Annotated in this window: 12 protein-coding genes; 10 read left to right on the top strand and 2 right to left on the bottom strand. The window is 71.2% G+C overall.

Features of this window, described 5'->3' with window-relative positions:
- Nucleotides 1-99: 99 nt before the first annotated feature.
- The 5 genes from ACIPFH_RS38055 (at nucleotide 100) to ACIPFH_RS38035 (ending at nucleotide 7,288) form a co-directional block, all read left to right on the top strand.
- Nucleotides 100-1,437: a sensor histidine kinase gene (locus tag ACIPFH_RS38055; protein ID WP_401833891.1), complete on the top strand. Its 1,338-nt coding sequence runs from the start codon at nucleotides 100-102 to the stop codon at nucleotides 1,435-1,437.
- 179 nt (nucleotides 1,438-1,616) lie between these two features.
- Nucleotides 1,617-3,023 carry a sensor histidine kinase gene (locus tag ACIPFH_RS38050; protein WP_401833889.1) on the top strand — a complete coding sequence of 469 codons (1,407 nt, stop codon included), beginning with the start codon at nucleotides 1,617-1,619 and terminating at the stop codon, nucleotides 3,021-3,023.
- 291 nt (nucleotides 3,024-3,314) lie between these two features.
- On the top strand, nucleotides 3,315-3,986 hold the full coding sequence (locus ACIPFH_RS38045) for a response regulator transcription factor (RefSeq protein ID WP_329220140.1): 672 nt from the start codon (nucleotides 3,315-3,317) through the stop codon (nucleotides 3,984-3,986).
- 283 nt (nucleotides 3,987-4,269) lie between these two features.
- Nucleotides 4,270-6,216: a 2-oxoacid:acceptor oxidoreductase subunit alpha gene (locus ACIPFH_RS38040; protein ID WP_401833886.1), complete on the top strand. Its 1,947-nt coding sequence runs from the start codon at nucleotides 4,270-4,272 to the stop codon at nucleotides 6,214-6,216.
- Entirely contained in the window at nucleotides 6,209-7,288 is a 1,080-nt protein-coding gene (locus ACIPFH_RS38035) for a 2-oxoacid:ferredoxin oxidoreductase subunit beta (RefSeq protein WP_401833883.1), read from the top strand. Before ACIPFH_RS38040 ends, ACIPFH_RS38035 begins: the two co-directional genes overlap by 8 nt.
- Nucleotides 7,289-7,301: 13 nt before the next feature.
- On the opposite strand, the gene ACIPFH_RS38030 is transcribed toward ACIPFH_RS38035, so the two are convergent.
- Entirely contained in the window at nucleotides 7,302-7,697 is a 396-nt protein-coding gene (locus tag ACIPFH_RS38030; protein WP_401834019.1) for a winged helix-turn-helix transcriptional regulator, read from the bottom strand.
- Between the two features lie 195 nt (nucleotides 7,698-7,892).
- On the opposite strand from ACIPFH_RS38030, the gene ACIPFH_RS38025 reads away from it, so the two are divergent.
- The 4 genes from ACIPFH_RS38025 to ACIPFH_RS38010 all read left to right on the top strand — a co-directional run bounded on the left by ACIPFH_RS38025 (nucleotide 7,893) and on the right by ACIPFH_RS38010 (nucleotide 11,920).
- Entirely contained in the window at nucleotides 7,893-8,747 is an 855-nt protein-coding gene (locus ACIPFH_RS38025) for an SDR family oxidoreductase (RefSeq protein WP_401833881.1), read from the top strand.
- A 203-nt stretch (nucleotides 8,748-8,950) separates the two neighbouring features.
- Entirely contained in the window at nucleotides 8,951-10,066 is a 1,116-nt protein-coding gene (gene rarD, locus ACIPFH_RS38020; protein ID WP_401833878.1) for an EamA family transporter RarD, read from the top strand.
- Nucleotides 10,067-10,136: 70 nt separating this feature from the next.
- Entirely contained in the window at nucleotides 10,137-10,622 is a 486-nt protein-coding gene (locus ACIPFH_RS38015; protein ID WP_356247369.1) for a VOC family protein, read from the top strand.
- Between the two features lie 344 nt (nucleotides 10,623-10,966).
- On the top strand, nucleotides 10,967-11,920 hold the full coding sequence (locus tag ACIPFH_RS38010; protein ID WP_401833876.1) for a M28 family metallopeptidase: 954 nt from the start codon (nucleotides 10,967-10,969) through the stop codon (nucleotides 11,918-11,920).
- 12 nt (nucleotides 11,921-11,932) lie between these two features.
- Here ACIPFH_RS38010 and ACIPFH_RS38005 read toward each other — a convergent pair whose 3' ends face one another.
- On the bottom strand, nucleotides 11,933-13,819 hold the full coding sequence (locus ACIPFH_RS38005) for a hypothetical protein (RefSeq protein WP_401833873.1): 1,887 nt from the start codon (nucleotides 13,817-13,819) through the stop codon (nucleotides 11,933-11,935).
- Between the two features lie 232 nt (nucleotides 13,820-14,051).
- Between ACIPFH_RS38005 and ACIPFH_RS38000 the strand changes: the two genes are divergently transcribed.
- Entirely contained in the window at nucleotides 14,052-14,555 is a 504-nt protein-coding gene (locus ACIPFH_RS38000; RefSeq protein WP_356247363.1) for a hypothetical protein, read from the top strand.
- Nucleotides 14,556-14,605 lie beyond the last annotated feature (50 nt).

The raw sequence follows: 14,605 nt of genomic DNA, 5'->3' as shown, positions 1-14,605 counted from the left end.
CCCGTCACACCTCGGTCTGCGGGGCGGGGGTTTTCCCCCGGTCGAGGAAGGCAGCAGACCTCATGGCGCGGCGCCGTGCGGCGCGGCAGGCTAGCCCATATGACCGCTTCCGCCAGCCGATCCACCTCCGACCCGGGAAGCACCGACCCGGGAAACTCCGACCAGGGAAGCTCCGACCAGGGGAGTACCGATCCGAGAAGTACGCGAGCGGGCGGCTTCCCGCCGAGAGCCGGCCATCCCACGGCCTCTTCCCCGGCCGGGGCGGGGCAGGACGACGAACATCTGCCGCCGGCCCGTCTCGCCTACGACCCGCAGACGTGGAAGGAGATCACGCACCTTCTGACGAACCTGCCGATGTCGTTGATCGGGTTCACCTATGTGATGACGGTGATCGTCAGCGGCGCCGCGATGACCGTCACCGTGGTCGGGTTCCCGCTGCTCGCGCTCGGGCTGGCCGGGGCGCGGCTGATGGGCCGGTTCGAGCGGGGGCGGGCCCGCGTGCTGCTGGGGATGCGCATCGACGAGCCGAGCCCGCTGCCGCTGCGCAGGGCGGGCGGCCTCTTCGCGCGGCTGTGGCTGGCGTTGAAGGACCCGGTGGCCTGGCGCACGGTGTTGTACGACTTCATCCGGATGCCCTGGGGGATCCTGACGTTCAGCGTGGTCGTCCCTTCGCTGTTCGTGCTGTGGCCGGTGCTGCCGTTCCTGGCGCGTGGGCTGACCAACGCGGACCGGGCGATGGTGCGGGCCCTGCTGTCGCCCTCCGACGAGCTGGAGCGGCGGATCGCCGAGCTGGAGTCGGACCGGGGGGTCGTGGTCGACACGGCGGCCGCCGATCTGCGCCGCATCGAGCGCGACCTGCACGACGGGGCGCAGGCACGGTTGGTCAACCTGGCGATGGGACTGGGCCTGGCGAAGGAGAAGCTGCTGGAGGGACAGGCCGACGAGGCCGTGGCGGCGATGGTGGAGGAGGCGCACGGCGAGGTGAAGCTCGCGCTCCAGGAACTGCGGGACCTGGCGCGAGGGATCCATCCGGCCGTCCTCACCGACCGGGGGCTGGACGCGGCGTTGTCCTCGGTGGCCTCGCGCTGCACGGTGCCGGTGAAGGTGACCGCCGACCTGACGTCGAGGCCGGCCCAGGCCATCGAGGGCATCGCCTACTTCACCGTCTCCGAGCTGCTCCAGAACGTCAGCAAGCACAGCGCGGCCCGGTCCGCGTCCGTCGACGTGTGGCGGACCGACGACCGGCTGCTCATCCAGGTGTGGGACGACGGCCGGGGCGGAGCGCGGCTCGACGGCGGGTCGGGGATGCGGGGGCTGGCGGAGCGGCTGGACGCGGTCGACGGGCTGTTCGTCGTCGAGTCGCCGGTGGGGGGCCCTACGACGGTGACCGCGGAGTTGCCCTGGCGGAGCCGCGGCGGGAAGGACCGGCGGGGGTAAGGGTCGGAGGGGCGAGAGGGGCGGGGCAGGCGACGGTCGTGGGAGGTAGGGAAAACCCCCCTTCCAAGACGCCGACGGACTCCATGGTCCGCGCGCCCGCCGCCCAGGAGGGTTGGAGGTACGGATCGACAGCTCCGCGACGAGCAGGACGAGCAGGACGAGCAGAACGGACGACGCCGATGGCCACGCAGTACGGGCAGTACGGACAGGACGACCGGTTCGAGGACGGCGTCGGTCTGTTCGGGCAGCCGGACCGGTACGGACCGGAGTACGGGGGCCGGGCCGGAGGGCGCCGCCATCTGCTGCCGACGGGGTTGCGGGAGCCGCTCACGGCACGCCACTGGCGTGAACTCGTCTATGTCCTGCTCGGGCTGCCGATCGGCATCGTGCTGTTCACCTTTACGATCACGATGCTGTCGCTGGGGGCCGGCCTGCTGGTGACCTTCCTCGGCATCCCGGTGCTGGCGGCGGGACTGGCCGCGGGCCGGGGCTTCGGAGCACTGGAGCGGGCCCGGGCGCGCGGGCTGCTCGGCCTGGAGGTGGCCGATCCCGAGTCGCTGCGGCCGCGGGGCAGGGGCGCGATGGCCTGGATGGCCGCCGTCCTGAAGAGCGGCACGTCGTGGCGGCAGGCGCTGTACGCGGTGGTGCAGTTCCCGTGGGCGGTGTTCTCCTTCGCCGTCGCCGTGACCGTGTGGTCGTTCGGCTGGAGCATGCTGACGTATCCGCTGTGGTTCTGGGTCTTCCCGATGTACGGCGGCCAGGGCGGCCTTCAGCTGTACGGCGACGAGCAGCACAGCGTCTACCTCGACAACCCCTTCGAGATCGCGGTGACGGCGCTGGTGGGCCTGCTGATCACGCTGGCCACGCCGTGGATCGTGCGGGCACTGACGACGGTGGACCGGCTGCTGGTGCACGGGCTGCTCGGGCCGTCGTCGTTGGGGGCGCGGGTGGTGGAGCTGGAGTCGGACCGAGGGGTCGTGGTCGACACGGCGTCCGCCGATCTGCGGCGCATCGAGCGCGATCTGCACGACGGGGCGCAGGCGCGGCTGGTGGCGCTTGCGATGGATCTGGGGCTGGCGAAGGAGAAGCTGCGGGAGGATCCGCGGGCGGCGGCGCGGATGGTGGACGAGGCGCACGGTGAGGTGAAGACGGCCTTGCAGGAGCTGCGGGATCTGGCGCGCGGGATCCATCCGGCGGTGCTGACGGACCGGGGACTGGACGCGGCGCTGTCGGCGGTGGCGTCGCGCTGCACGGTGCCGGTGCGGGTGGATGTGGATCTGGTGGAACGGCCGGCGCCAGCGATCGAGGGGATCGCGTACTTCACCGTCTCGGAGTTGCTTCAGAACATCAGCAAGCACAGTGGGGCGCGGTCCGCCTCGGTCGATGTGTGGCGGGTGGAGGACCGGTTGATGTTGCAGGTGGTGGACGACGGGGTCGGCGGGGCGGACGCGTCCGGCGGGGGGTCGGGGCTGGCCGGGCTCGCGGGGCGGTTGGACGCGGTGGACGGGATTCTGGTGGTGGACTCGCCGGCGGGCGGGCCCACCCGGGTGACCGCGGAGCTGCCCTGGCGGACGGAAATCGTCTGAGGCGCGGCCTTCTCCGCCCCGCCCTTCCGTATCCCCTTCCCCCTTCCCCCTTCCCCCTTCCCCCTTCCGTCTCTCCCCTACCTCCCCTACCTCCCCTTCTCCCCCTCTCGCCCCTTCTCCCCCTCGTCTCCCTCCTCTCGCCCACTCCCCCAGCGGCCGAAAACATGTGGGTCGAGGCCGTGTTCCCGCCGTCCTGGCCGTGGTCGTGCCCCTTTCCGGGTGCAGACGGGCTCGTTGCTGGAATGCTTGACTGGTTCTACCAACGGGTGGACGGCTGGGGGGCCGAGGATCGTGGAGGACAGGGTGCGGGTGGTCATCGCCGAGGATTCGGTGCTGTTGCGGGAGGGACTGACCCGGTTGCTGACGGACCGGGGGCATGACGTGGTGGCCGGGGTCGGGGATGCCGAGGCACTGGTCAAGACCATTACGGAGCTCGACGACGAGGGCGCGCTGCCCGACGTCGTCGTCGCCGACGTGCGGATGCCGCCCACACACACGGACGAAGGGGTGCGTGCCGCCGTGCAGCTGCGCAAGGCGCATCCCGGGCTCGGGGTGCTGGTGTTGTCGCAGTACGTGGAGGAGAGGTACGCCACCGAACTGTTGGCCGGTTCAAGTCGCGGGGTGGGGTATCTGCTCAAGGACCGCGTGGCAGAGGTGCGGGAGTTCGTGGACGCCGTGGTGCGGGTCGCCCAGGGCGGGACCGCGCTCGATCCGGAGGTCGTCGCGCAGCTGCTCGGGCGGAGCAGGAAGCAGGACGTGCTGGCCGGGCTCACCCCGCGGGAGCGGGAGGTCCTCGGGCTGATGGCCGAGGGGCGGACGAACTCCGCGATCGCCCGGCAGCTGGTCGTCAGCGACGGGGCCGTGGAGAAGCACGTCAGCAACATCTTCCTGAAACTCGGCCTGTCGCCGAGTGACGGGGATCACCGCCGAGTACTCGCGGTCCTCACCTACCTCAATTCCTGACGAGATGGCACTGTGCCTTCGTCGAGCGGGGGAACTCGGAGGAGGCGGCGAACAGACAGCGACTGTGGACACGTGCAGAACCGCGGTGTGATTCCGGAGCGTCTACCGGGCCGGCGCCGGGGTGCGGGAAATCATGAAAAGCGGGGGTGCCGGGCCGTCTCGGGACAGCGACCGTCATGCGAATGGCCGAGGTAAGGCGACCCTTACAGACGTAGGGTTGATCCGTGGTGGGCCTTCTCGGGAAGGCTCACCGGGACAGCCACCTCGAGGGAGGTCCAGTTCAGTGACCAGTCAGGTCAGCAGTCCAGCCGAACAGGCCGACGGAACCGACGGGACCGACGGGACCGTCGTGGGAGAGCAGCGCAGATCCGGTGGGACGAAGGACGTCCGTCGTCTCGACCGGGTGATCATCAGGTTCGCGGGCGACTCGGGTGACGGTATGCAGCTCACCGGCGACCGCTTCACCTCGGAGACCGCGTCGTTCGGCAACGACCTCTCCACCCTGCCGAACTTCCCCGCCGAGATCCGCGCACCCGCCGGCACCCTCCCCGGCGTCTCCTCGTTCCAGCTGCACTTCGCCGACCACGACATCCTCACCCCGGGTGACGCGCCCAATGTGCTGGTCGCGATGAATCCGGCGGCGCTGGCGGCCAACATCGGTGATGTGCCGCGCGGTGCGGAGATCATCGTCAACACGGACGAGTTCACCAAACGGGCGATGCAGAAGGTGGGGTACGCGGCCTCGCCGCTGGAGGACGGGTCCCTCGACGGTTACCAGCTCCACCCGGTCCCGCTGACCACCCTGACCGTCGAGGCACTCAAGGAATTCGACCTCACCCGTAAAGAGGCCGAGCGCAGCAAGAACATGTTCGCGCTCGGCCTTTTGTCATGGATGTACCACCGGCCCACCGAGGGCACCGAGAAGTTCCTGAAGTCGAAGTTCGCGAAGAAGCCCGACATCGCGGCCGCCAATATCGCCGCTTTCCGTGCCGGGTGGAACTTCGGTGAGACGACCGAGGACTTCGCCGTCAGTTACGAGGTCGCCCCGGCCACGAAGGCGTTTCCCGTCGGCTCCTACCGGAACATCTCCGGGAATCTCGCTCTGTCGTACGGGCTGATCAGCGCCTCCCGGCAGGCCGATCTGCCGCTGTTCCTGGGGTCGTATCCGATCACGCCGGCCTCCGACATCCTGCACGAGCTCAGCAGACACAAGAACTTCGGCGTGCGTACGTTCCAGGCCGAGGACGAGATCGCGGGGATCGGCGCGGCGCTGGGGGCGGCCTTCGGCGGGTCCCTCGCCGTCACCACCACCTCCGGACCCGGGGTGGCACTGAAGAGCGAGACCATCGGGCTCGCTGTCTCGATGGAGCTGCCGCTGCTGATCGTCGACATCCAGCGGGGCGGGCCGTCGACCGGCCTGCCGACCAAGACCGAGCAGGCCGACCTGTTGCAGGCCATGTACGGGCGCAACGGCGAGGCCCCGGTGCCGATCGTCGCGCCCTGCACGCCCGCCGACTGCTTCGACGCCGCCCTGGAGGCGGCCCGGATCGCGCTCACCTACCGCACGCCGGTGATGCTCCTGTCCGACGGCTACCTGGCCAACGGCTCCGAGCCCTGGCGGATCCCGGAACTGGACGAGCTCCCGGACCTGACCGTGCAGTTCGCCCAGGGCCCCAACCACACGCTGTCCGACGGCACCGAGGTCTTCTGGCCGTACAAGCGCGACCCGCAGACCCTCGCCCGGCCGTGGGCGGTCCCGGGCACCCCGGGGCTGGAGCACCGCATCGGCGGGATCGAGAAGGAGGACGGGACGGGGAACATCTCCTACTCCCCGGCCAACCACGACTTCATGGTCCGCACCCGCCAGGCCAAGATCGACGGCATCGACGTACCCGATCTCGAGGTCGACGACCCGCACGAGGCGGACACCCTGGTACTGGGCTGGGGCTCCACCTACGGGCCGATCACCGCCGCGGTACGGCGGCTGCGCACCGCCGGGGAGGCTGTCGCGCAGGCGCATCTGCGGCATCTGAACCCGTTCCCGCGCAATCTGGGCGCGGTGCTGAAGCGTTACGACAAGGTCGTCATCCCCGAGATGAACCTCGGCCAGCTCGCCACCCTCGTACGGGCGAAGTACCTGGTCGACGCCCATTCGTACAACCAGGTCAACGGCATGCCGTTCAAGGCGGAGCAGCTCGCCGCGGCGCTCAAGGAGGCCATCGATGGCTGACACGGCAACGGAAGGCGCGGGCACGATCGAGGCACTTTCGCTCGTCCCCAAGGCCGAGGCCCGGCAGTCCATGAAGGACTTCAAGTCCGATCAGGAAGTGCGCTGGTGCCCCGGCTGCGGCGACTACGCGATCCTGGCGGCCGTCCAGGGCTTCATGCCCGAACTGGGCCTGGCCAAGGAGAACATCGTCTTCGTGTCGGGCATCGGCTGCTCGTCGCGCTTCCCGTACTACATGAACACCTACGGCATGCACTCCATCCACGGACGCGCGCCGGCGATCGCGACGGGGCTGGCCGCCTCGCGGCGGGACCTGAGCGTGTGGGTGGTCACCGGCGACGGCGACGCGCTGTCCATCGGCGGCAACCATCTGATCCACGCGCTGCGGCGGAACGTGAACCTGAAGATCCTGCTGTTCAACAACCGGATCTACGGGCTGACCAAGGGCCAGTACTCGCCCACCTCCGAGGTCGGCAAGATCACCAAGTCGACGCCGATGGGCTCGCTGGACGCGCCGTTCAACCCGGTGTCACTGGCGATCGGCGCGGAGGCGTCGTTCGTGGCGCGGACCATCGACTCCGACCGCAAGCACCTGACAGAGGTGCTGCGCCAGGCCGCCGCCCACCCCGGCACCGCGCTCGTCGAGATCTACCAGAACTGCAACATCTTCAACGACGGCGCGTTCGAGGCGCTGAAGGACCGGCAGTCGGCCGAGGAGGCGGTGATCCGGCTGGAGCACGGGCAGCCGATCCGGTTCGGCGCGGACCGCGCGCGGGGCGTCGTGCGCGACCCGGCGACCGGTGATCTGCGGGTCGTCACGGTGACCCCGGAGAACGAGGCGGACGTCCTGGTCCACGACGCGCACGCCGCTTCCCCGACCACCGCCTTCGCCCTGTCCCGGCTGGCCGATCCGGACACCCTGCACCACACGCCGATCGGCGTGCTGCGCTCGGTCGAGCGGCAGGTCTACGACACGCAGCTGGCGGACCAGCTGGACGCGGCGGTCGAGCAGCACGGCAAGGGCGATCTGGCGGCGCTGCTGGCGGGCGGGGACACCTGGACGGTCGTCGGCTGAGACGTGCGGCGGTTCACGAGGCCCGGGAGCGGGGTTCCCGGGCCTCGTCGTGTGTCCGGCGGGACTCGTCGTACGCGTCGCGGGCCTTCTCGACGTCCGGCATCCGCGTGTGCGTCCACTTCGCCAGCGCGCGTACCTGCTCGGCCGCCTCCCGGCCGAGGTCGGTCAGGGAGTAGTCGACGCGGGGCGGGATGACGGGCTTGGCGTCGCGGTGCACCAGACCGTCGCGTTCGAGGTTCTGGAGGGTCTGGGTGAGCATTTTCTCGCTGACGGGCCGGCCGGTCCCGCTGACCCCGCCGATCGCCCGGCGCAGTGCGCTGAACCGGTGCGAACGGTCGAGCAGCTCGATCAGCACCAGGACCCCCCACCGGCTGGTGACATGTTCGAGGACGAGCCGGTGGGGGCACATGCCCTCGGCCTCGGAGGGACCGATCCGGCGCACCCGCTCGCCCACCCGCTCGCCCAGCTGCTCGTCTACCAGCTCGCCTACCTGCTTACTTACCGCCATGCCAGTACCTTACTTCAAAGTGGGTACTTTCGCTTGGTTAGTGCACCTCCTAGGGTCGGTACCAGACCCGCAACCCCCACTAGGAGTTTCTGAGCCATGAGCATCGTCGTCACCGGAGCCACCGGAAACCTCGGCCGCCACGTCGTGGAGCAGTTGCTGGAGAAGGTTCCGGCGGAGCAGATAACGGCCGTCGTGCGCGACGAGGCCAAGGCCGCCGACCTCGCGGCCCGCGGCGTGAAGCTGGCCGTCGCCGACTACAACGCCCCCGAGACTTTCGGCAGCCTCTTCGCCTCCGGCGACAAGGTGCTGCTGATCTCGGGCAACGAGTTCGACAAGGGCCGCCCGGCACAGCACCAGGTCGTGATCGACGCCGCGAAGGCGGCCGGGGTGGCGCTCCTCGCGTACACCAGCGCGCCGGGCTCGCTGAGCGCGGCGCTGGCGGACGACCACCGCGCCACCGAGAAGGCCCTGCTCGCCTCCGGTCTGCCGTACGCGCTGCTGCGCAACGGCTGGTACCACGAGAACTACACCGAGCAGCTCGCCCCGGTGCTGGAGCACAACGCCGTCGTCACCGCCGCCGGTGAGGGCCGGGTCTCCTCGGCCTCCCGCGCCGACTACGCGGCCGCCGCCGTCGCCGTGCTGACCGGCGAGGGCCACGAGAACAAGACGTACGAGCTGGGCGGCGACGAGGCGTGGAGCTTCGCCGAGTACGCGGCCGAGCTGAGCAGGCAGACCGGCAAGGAGATCGCCTACAACTCCGTGCCCGGCGAGGTGCTCACCGGCATCCTGACCGGCGCCGGGCTGCCCGAGGGGTTCGCCACGATCCTGGTCGGCGTGGACGCGTCGATCGAGAAGGGCGAGCTGGTCGTCTCCAGCGGCGACCTGTCCCGGCTGGCGGGCCGCCCGACCACCCCGCTCGCCGAGGCGATCACGGCCGCGCTCAAGGGCTGACACCTCTGGCGGGGCCCGACGCTCCTGGTAAGACCCGACGCCTCTGGTCGGGCCGGCGCCCCTCGCCGGGCCTGACGCCGATGGTCGGTCTCACGTCACCCCACCCCTGCCTGTCATGACCGTATGCCGATACGGGCATGACAGACAGGGGTGCCCGGCGTTACCTTCGTCCACGCATGCCTGACGTGAGAAGGAGGGGCCCCGTGGCCGGGACGTCGAAGAGTGAAGGCCGGACAGGCCTGCTGAACGGCCTCGCGGCGTACGGGATGTGGGGGCTCGTGCCCCTCTTCTGGCCCCTGCTCAAGCCGGCCGGAGCGACCGAGATCCTGGCCCATCGCATGGTGTGGTCCCTGGCCTTCGTCGCCGCCGCGCTGCTCGTCGTACGGCGCTGGGCATGGGCCGGTGAGCTGCTGCGGCAGCCGCGCAGGCTGGGACTCGTCGTGATCGCCGCGGCCGTCATCACCGTGAACTGGGGCGTCTACATCTGGGCCGTGAACAGCGGCCACGTCGTCGAGGCCTCCCTGGGCTACTTCATCAACCCGCTGGTCACCATCGCCATGGGCGTGCTGATCCTCAAGGAACGGCTGCGGCCCGTGCAGTGGGCGGCGGTCGGCGTCGGCTTCGCCGCGGTGCTGGTCCTGACCATCGGCTACGGCCGCCCGCCGTGGATCTCCCTCACCCTCGCCTTCTCCTTCGCCGTCTACGGGCTGGTGAAGAAGAAGGTCAACCTCGGCGGGGTCGAGTCGCTCGCCGCCGAAACCGCCGTCCAGTTCCTGCCGGCGCTGGCCTACCTGGTGTGGCTGTCCACGCACGGCGACCTCACCTTCGCGACCGAGGGCGGCGGGCACGCGGCCCTGCTCGCCTCCACCGGCATCGTCACCGCGATCCCCCTCGTCTGCTTCGGCGCGGCGGCGATCCGCGTACCGCTGTCCACGCTGGGCCTGCTCCAGTACCTGGCGCCGGCCTTCCAGTTCCTGCTCGGCGTCCTCTACTTCGGCGAGGCCATGCCGCCGGAGCGCTGGGCCGGGTTCGCGCTGGTGTGGCTGGCGCTGGTGCTGCTCACCGGGGACGCGCTGCGCACCTCGCGCCGGGCGGCCCGGGCACTCGGCTCCGAGACCGCCCGACTCACCGGGCCTCCGAGTGCGTCCCGCCCGAATGCGTCCCGCCCGAGTGCTTCCGGTCCGGGTGCTTCCGGCCCGGGTGCTTCCGCCGCCTCCGCCGACTCCGCTGCCTCCCGCGCGCCGGATGTGGCGGATGTGACGGGTGTGGAGGGTGCCCCCGCTCCGGAGGCGGGAGTGTCTCCCCTCGCCAAGCCGTAGGCCACGGTCACCGTCACGAAGTACGGCGTGCGGGAGGCCGGGCCGGGGCGGGCCTGCTAGAAGTGATCGCATGACCGAGACATCTGGAGTACCCGAGGCACGGCCCACGCCCGTGCACTGGAAACTCGTAGTCGACTCCGCCGACCCGCACGCGCAGGCCGACTTCTGGGCCGGCGCGCTGCACTACGAGGTCGAGGACAACAGCGCCCTCATCGAGCGGCTGCTGGAGCTCGGCGCGCTTCCGGGGGCGGCGACGGTGGAGTTCCACGGCCGGCCGGCCTTCCGCGACCTGATCGCCGTACGCCACCCCGACGACCCGTACGACCCCGACAGCGGGACCGGCCTCGGGCGGCGGCTGTTGTTCCAGCGGGTACCGGAGGCCAAGACGGTGAAGAACCGGCTCCATCTGGACCTGCACCCCGGTGCGGAGTCGCGCGCCGCGGAGGTCGAGCGGCTGACGGCGCTGGGGGCGGGTGTCCTGACGGAGGTGAAGGAGCCGTCCGGACAGTGGGTGGTCATGGCGGACCCGGAGGGCAACGAGTTCTGCGTCCATTGAGAGACGCAGGAGACTTTCGTCAGGCTCCGTGGATCTTGGCGGGGCCTTTCGTACGTCTTGGAGGGGCCTTCGGGGGGCTTGGCGAAGCCTTCATGACTTTCGGATGGGCCTTCATGGGCCTTCGCGGGCCTTCATGAGCCTTCGCGGGCCTTCATCTGTCGTCATGGGCTTCACCGTTTTCGTCTGGCTTCGGTATGTGAACCCGCTGTCCGGATAGCGCTCTTGACGGAGTGTTGACCCCGGCTTCACCATCCAGTCACCCCATTCACTGTGGATTACCTGTGGGCGTCCAGGTGCTCGACGGTCGCCCCCGGGTGTCCCGCTGGAATTCGGAGCCCCCCACCATGAAGCTCCCCGTTTCCGGCCGCGCGACGGCCACCGCCGTGGTCGCGGCCCTCACACTGCTCGCCACCGGATCCATAGCAGGGGCGGCGCCCGCCCCCGAGTCCGGGACGATCGCCGCCGCTCCCGACCTCCCGGTGGCCAACGTCAAGGCCCACCTGGCCCAGCTGCAGTCCATCGCCACCGCCAACGGCGGCAACCGGGCCCACGGCCGCACCGGCTACAAGGCCTCGCTCGACTACGTGAAGGCCAAGCTGGACGCCGCCGGATACACCACCGTCATCCAGCAGTTCACCTCCTCCGGCCGTACCGGCTACAACCTCGTCGCCGACTGGCCCGGCGGCGACACCGGTCAGGTCCTGATGGCGGGGTCCCATCTGGACTCCGTGACGTCCGGGGCCGGGATCAACGACAACGGCTCCGGCTCGGCGGCCGTCCTGGAGACGGCACTGGCGGTGTCCAGAGCCGGCTACCACCCCACCAAACACCTGCGGTTCGCGTGGTGGGGCGCGGAGGAGCTGGGCCTCGTCGGGTCCCGGAACTACGTCAACAGCCTCTCCTCGGCGAACCGGGCCCGCATCAGCGGCTACCTGAACTTCGACATGATCGGCTCGCCGAACCCCGGCTACTTCGTCTACGACGACGACCCGGCCATCGAGAAGACCTTCAAGGACTACTTCGCCGGCCTCGGCGTCCCGACGGAGATCGAGACCGAGGGCGACGGCCGCTCCGACCACGCCCCCTTCAAGAACGCGGGCGTGCCGGTGGGCGGCCTGTTCAGCGGCGCCGACTACGTCAAGACGGCGGCGCAGGCGGCCAAGTGGGGCGGCACGGCCGGGCGGGCCTTCGACCGCTGCTACCACTCCTCCTGCGACACCACGGCCAACATCGACGACACCGCGCTGAACCGCAACGGGGACGCGCTCGCGTACGCGGTCTGGACCCTTTCCTCCTGACCGGCCAGGTCGCTACGCGCCCGACCTACGGGCGCGTTCGGCCAACCTGAGCATGCGCGCGCGGGCCGACTCCAACTCCTCGACGTCGTCGGCGGCCGGACCCTCCTCGGTGGTGAGCTCGGTCCACAGGCCGAGGAGTTCGGTCCCCAGGTTCAGTCCCTGCAAGGGGTCGCGTACGGCACGCCAGGCCGCCGCCGCGCTCTGGACGTTGCCGTACGCGGCCTCCGCGTCCCTGGCCCGGCGGCGGATGCGGGCCAGGTCGAGGGAGACATGGAAGGAACGCAGCGGGTCGCCCCCCAAGTAGGCGATATACGCGGCGAGTTCGCGCAGGGCGAGCACCTCGGGGTGCTCCGGGCCCAGCGTTCCGGACGCCTCCAGCACGGTCCGCTCCGCGAGAGCGGCCGCGGTGTCCGTCCGGCCCGCCCGCACGGCCTCGTTGATCCGCGCGATCGGTTCCGCGAGGAGGGCCGGCGCGCCCCCCTCGCCGTGCAGGGTACGGGGGTCGTCCCCGAGCACCGCCTCGGCGACGGCGTCGAAGCCACGGGCGGGGGTGGGCTTGGGAACGGGATCCGGATCGAAGGCCGAGTCGGAGATGAGGCCTTCGGGGAGGAAAGGGGTGGGCGCGGACCTGCGTGAGGGGGCGGGAGAGGGAGGGGAAGAGACGGTGGAAGCGGGAGTGGGGTTCGAGGTGGAGGCCGGGGTCGGGAGGGGGAGCGGGATGGGGGTGGAGACGGTCTGGGCCGGGGTGGAGACCGGGGCCGGAATCGGGGCCGGGGTCGGGGTGGGGGCCGGGGTCGGGGTGGGGGCCGGGGTCGGGGTTGGAACCGAAGCCTGTGTCGGGGTCGAAACCGGTCCCTGAGTCGGAGTCCGAGTCGGGGCCGGGGGGCTGTACGCCGGGATTGAGGCCGGGGGCGAGGCGAGGGTTGTGTCCGGGTTCGGCTGCTCGTCCATCGTCGGGGGCGGTCCGAACACGCCCGTCGGGGCGGTGACCGTACCCGGGGCCGCGGTGTCCCCCGCGTGCCTGAGTGCCGACCGGGGTTCCTGCTCCGCTTCCGGCTCGGGCACCGCGCGCAGCGGGAAGGTCGGGGCCGACCCCCGCACCGGCTCGGGCACCTGGCGCAGGAGATGCGTGGCCTTGTCACGTCCCGACTGAGCGGACTGCCCGTCGTCGACGGGCGCGGGCCGGCCGGCGGGCGCGATCGGGTCGGTGGGCGCGGGCCTGTCGGCGGGCGCGATCGGGTCGGTGGGCGCGGGCGTGTCGGCAGGCGCCGGGCTGTCGGTCGGCATGGCGGCAGACGAGGGAGCGCCGGCGGGTACGGCCGGGCCGGCAGCCGCGGCCCGGTCGGCGGGTGCGCGCGCGTCGGCAGGTGCGGCCAGGTCGGCATGCTCGGGCGTGTCGGCGGGCGCCGACCCCTCACCTGGCGTGGCGGCAGACGAGGGAGCGCCGGTGGAGACGGCAACGCCGGTGGGCGCGGGCCTGTCGGTGGGCACCGGCATGCCGAGGGGCGCGGGGGCGTCGGTCGGCGCGGGGCTGTGCGCGTTCCGTGCCGCGGTCTCCCCTGCCGTCTCCGCCCTGGCCGCCGCCGGGGTCGCCGGCGTTCGCCGGGGCTCCGCCGTGAAGTGGCTGGAACCGTCCGGGTCGACGCGCAGGGCGACGACGTAGCCGATGCGTTCGTCGTGGACCGTGGCGCGGACCGGGTGACCGGTGGCGAGTGCGATGCGGTGCAGGTGGCTCAGGACGGCGCGCTGGATCTCCTCGCCGTCGACCGCCACGACCGGTACACCGCCTATCGTCGCCGTCCCGCCCTCGCGGACATGGACATCGAGCGGGGCCGCCACGGCGGCCGTACCGCCGGCGTGCTTCTGTTCCCGCTTCTTCTCGCGGCTGAGTCGAGACATCGGTTCCTCACTCGGATGCGTCGTCACGATCCGGTCGTCCAGGTGCGTGTACGTGTACACGTACTGTTGAGTCTCTCCGAGCGCTCCCTGTCCACGCGTCACCACGACGTCACAGCCTCGTTCCAGGAACCCACGCCCCGCTTCCGGGGCGGCTCCGGGACCACCGGGATCGAGGGACCACCAGGATCGGGGCGCCCCGGAGCGACGGCGACGACTGGGAGGAACGCGGGTCATGCGGACGACGGACGGGCAGCGGGGGCCGGAGATCTGGATCCGCGGGCCGGTGGCCGCACCCGATCCGGTGCCGATGCCGTACGCCTCCACCGCCGCGCCCCGGCGCTTCTCCTGGGTCGCCACGCACGGCGGGGCGGGCGGCTCCACGCTCGCCGCGGTCTACGGCGGTCACGACTGCGGACGCGCGTGGCCCGGCGCCGGCGATCCGCCGTCCGTGCTGCTCGTGGCCCGTACCCATGCGGCTGGGCTGGAGTCCGTCCTGCGGACCCTGGAGGTCTTCCGGCGCGGGGAGGCTCCGCACGGGCTCGACCTGGACGCCGTGGTCCTCGTCGCGGACGCACCGGGCCGGCTGCCCCGGCCGCTCGTCCAGCGGGTTCGGGTGATCGAATCGGTCATCGACGTGTACCGCGTCCCGTGGGTGACGAACTGGCGCCTCGGTGACCTGGGCGGGAACCCGCCACGCGAGACGCAACCGCTCTCCCGGCTGACCGGGGCACGCTGACAGGGCGCGGTGGGACGGGGGCGAGAGGTGCGGGGTGAGGGGTGAGGTCC

This window comes from Streptomyces sp. NPDC088157 (genome assembly GCF_044741545.1).
Taxonomy (GTDB): domain Bacteria; phylum Actinomycetota; class Actinomycetes; order Streptomycetales; family Streptomycetaceae; genus Streptomyces.
The sequence above is the reverse complement of the archived record's forward strand: the minus strand, read 5'-3'. Positions and strand labels throughout refer to the sequence as shown.

Bases quoted from the DNA above. Each gene is read 5' to 3' on its own strand.
- ACIPFH_RS38055 (WP_401833891.1), top strand. From the start codon at position 100: ATGACCGCTTCCGCCAGCCGATCCACCTCCGACCCGGGAAGCACCGAC.
- ACIPFH_RS38050 (WP_401833889.1), top strand. From the start codon at position 1,617: ATGGCCACGCAGTACGGGCAGTACGGACAGGACGACCGGTTCGAGGAC.
- ACIPFH_RS38035 (WP_401833883.1), top strand. From the start codon at position 6,209: ATGGCTGACACGGCAACGGAAGGCGCGGGCACGATCGAGGCACTTTCG.
- ACIPFH_RS38030 (WP_401834019.1), bottom strand. From the start codon at position 7,697: ATGTGCCCCCACCGGCTCGTCCTCGAACATGTCACCAGCCGGTGGGGG.
- ACIPFH_RS38025 (WP_401833881.1), top strand. From the start codon at position 7,893: ATGAGCATCGTCGTCACCGGAGCCACCGGAAACCTCGGCCGCCACGTC.
- ACIPFH_RS38015 (WP_356247369.1), top strand. From the start codon at position 10,137: ATGACCGAGACATCTGGAGTACCCGAGGCACGGCCCACGCCCGTGCAC.
- ACIPFH_RS38010 (WP_401833876.1), top strand. From the start codon at position 10,967: ATGAAGCTCCCCGTTTCCGGCCGCGCGACGGCCACCGCCGTGGTCGCG.
- ACIPFH_RS38005 (WP_401833873.1), bottom strand. From the start codon at position 13,819: ATGTCTCGACTCAGCCGCGAGAAGAAGCGGGAACAGAAGCACGCCGGC.
- ACIPFH_RS38000 (WP_356247363.1), top strand. From the start codon at position 14,052: ATGCGGACGACGGACGGGCAGCGGGGGCCGGAGATCTGGATCCGCGGG.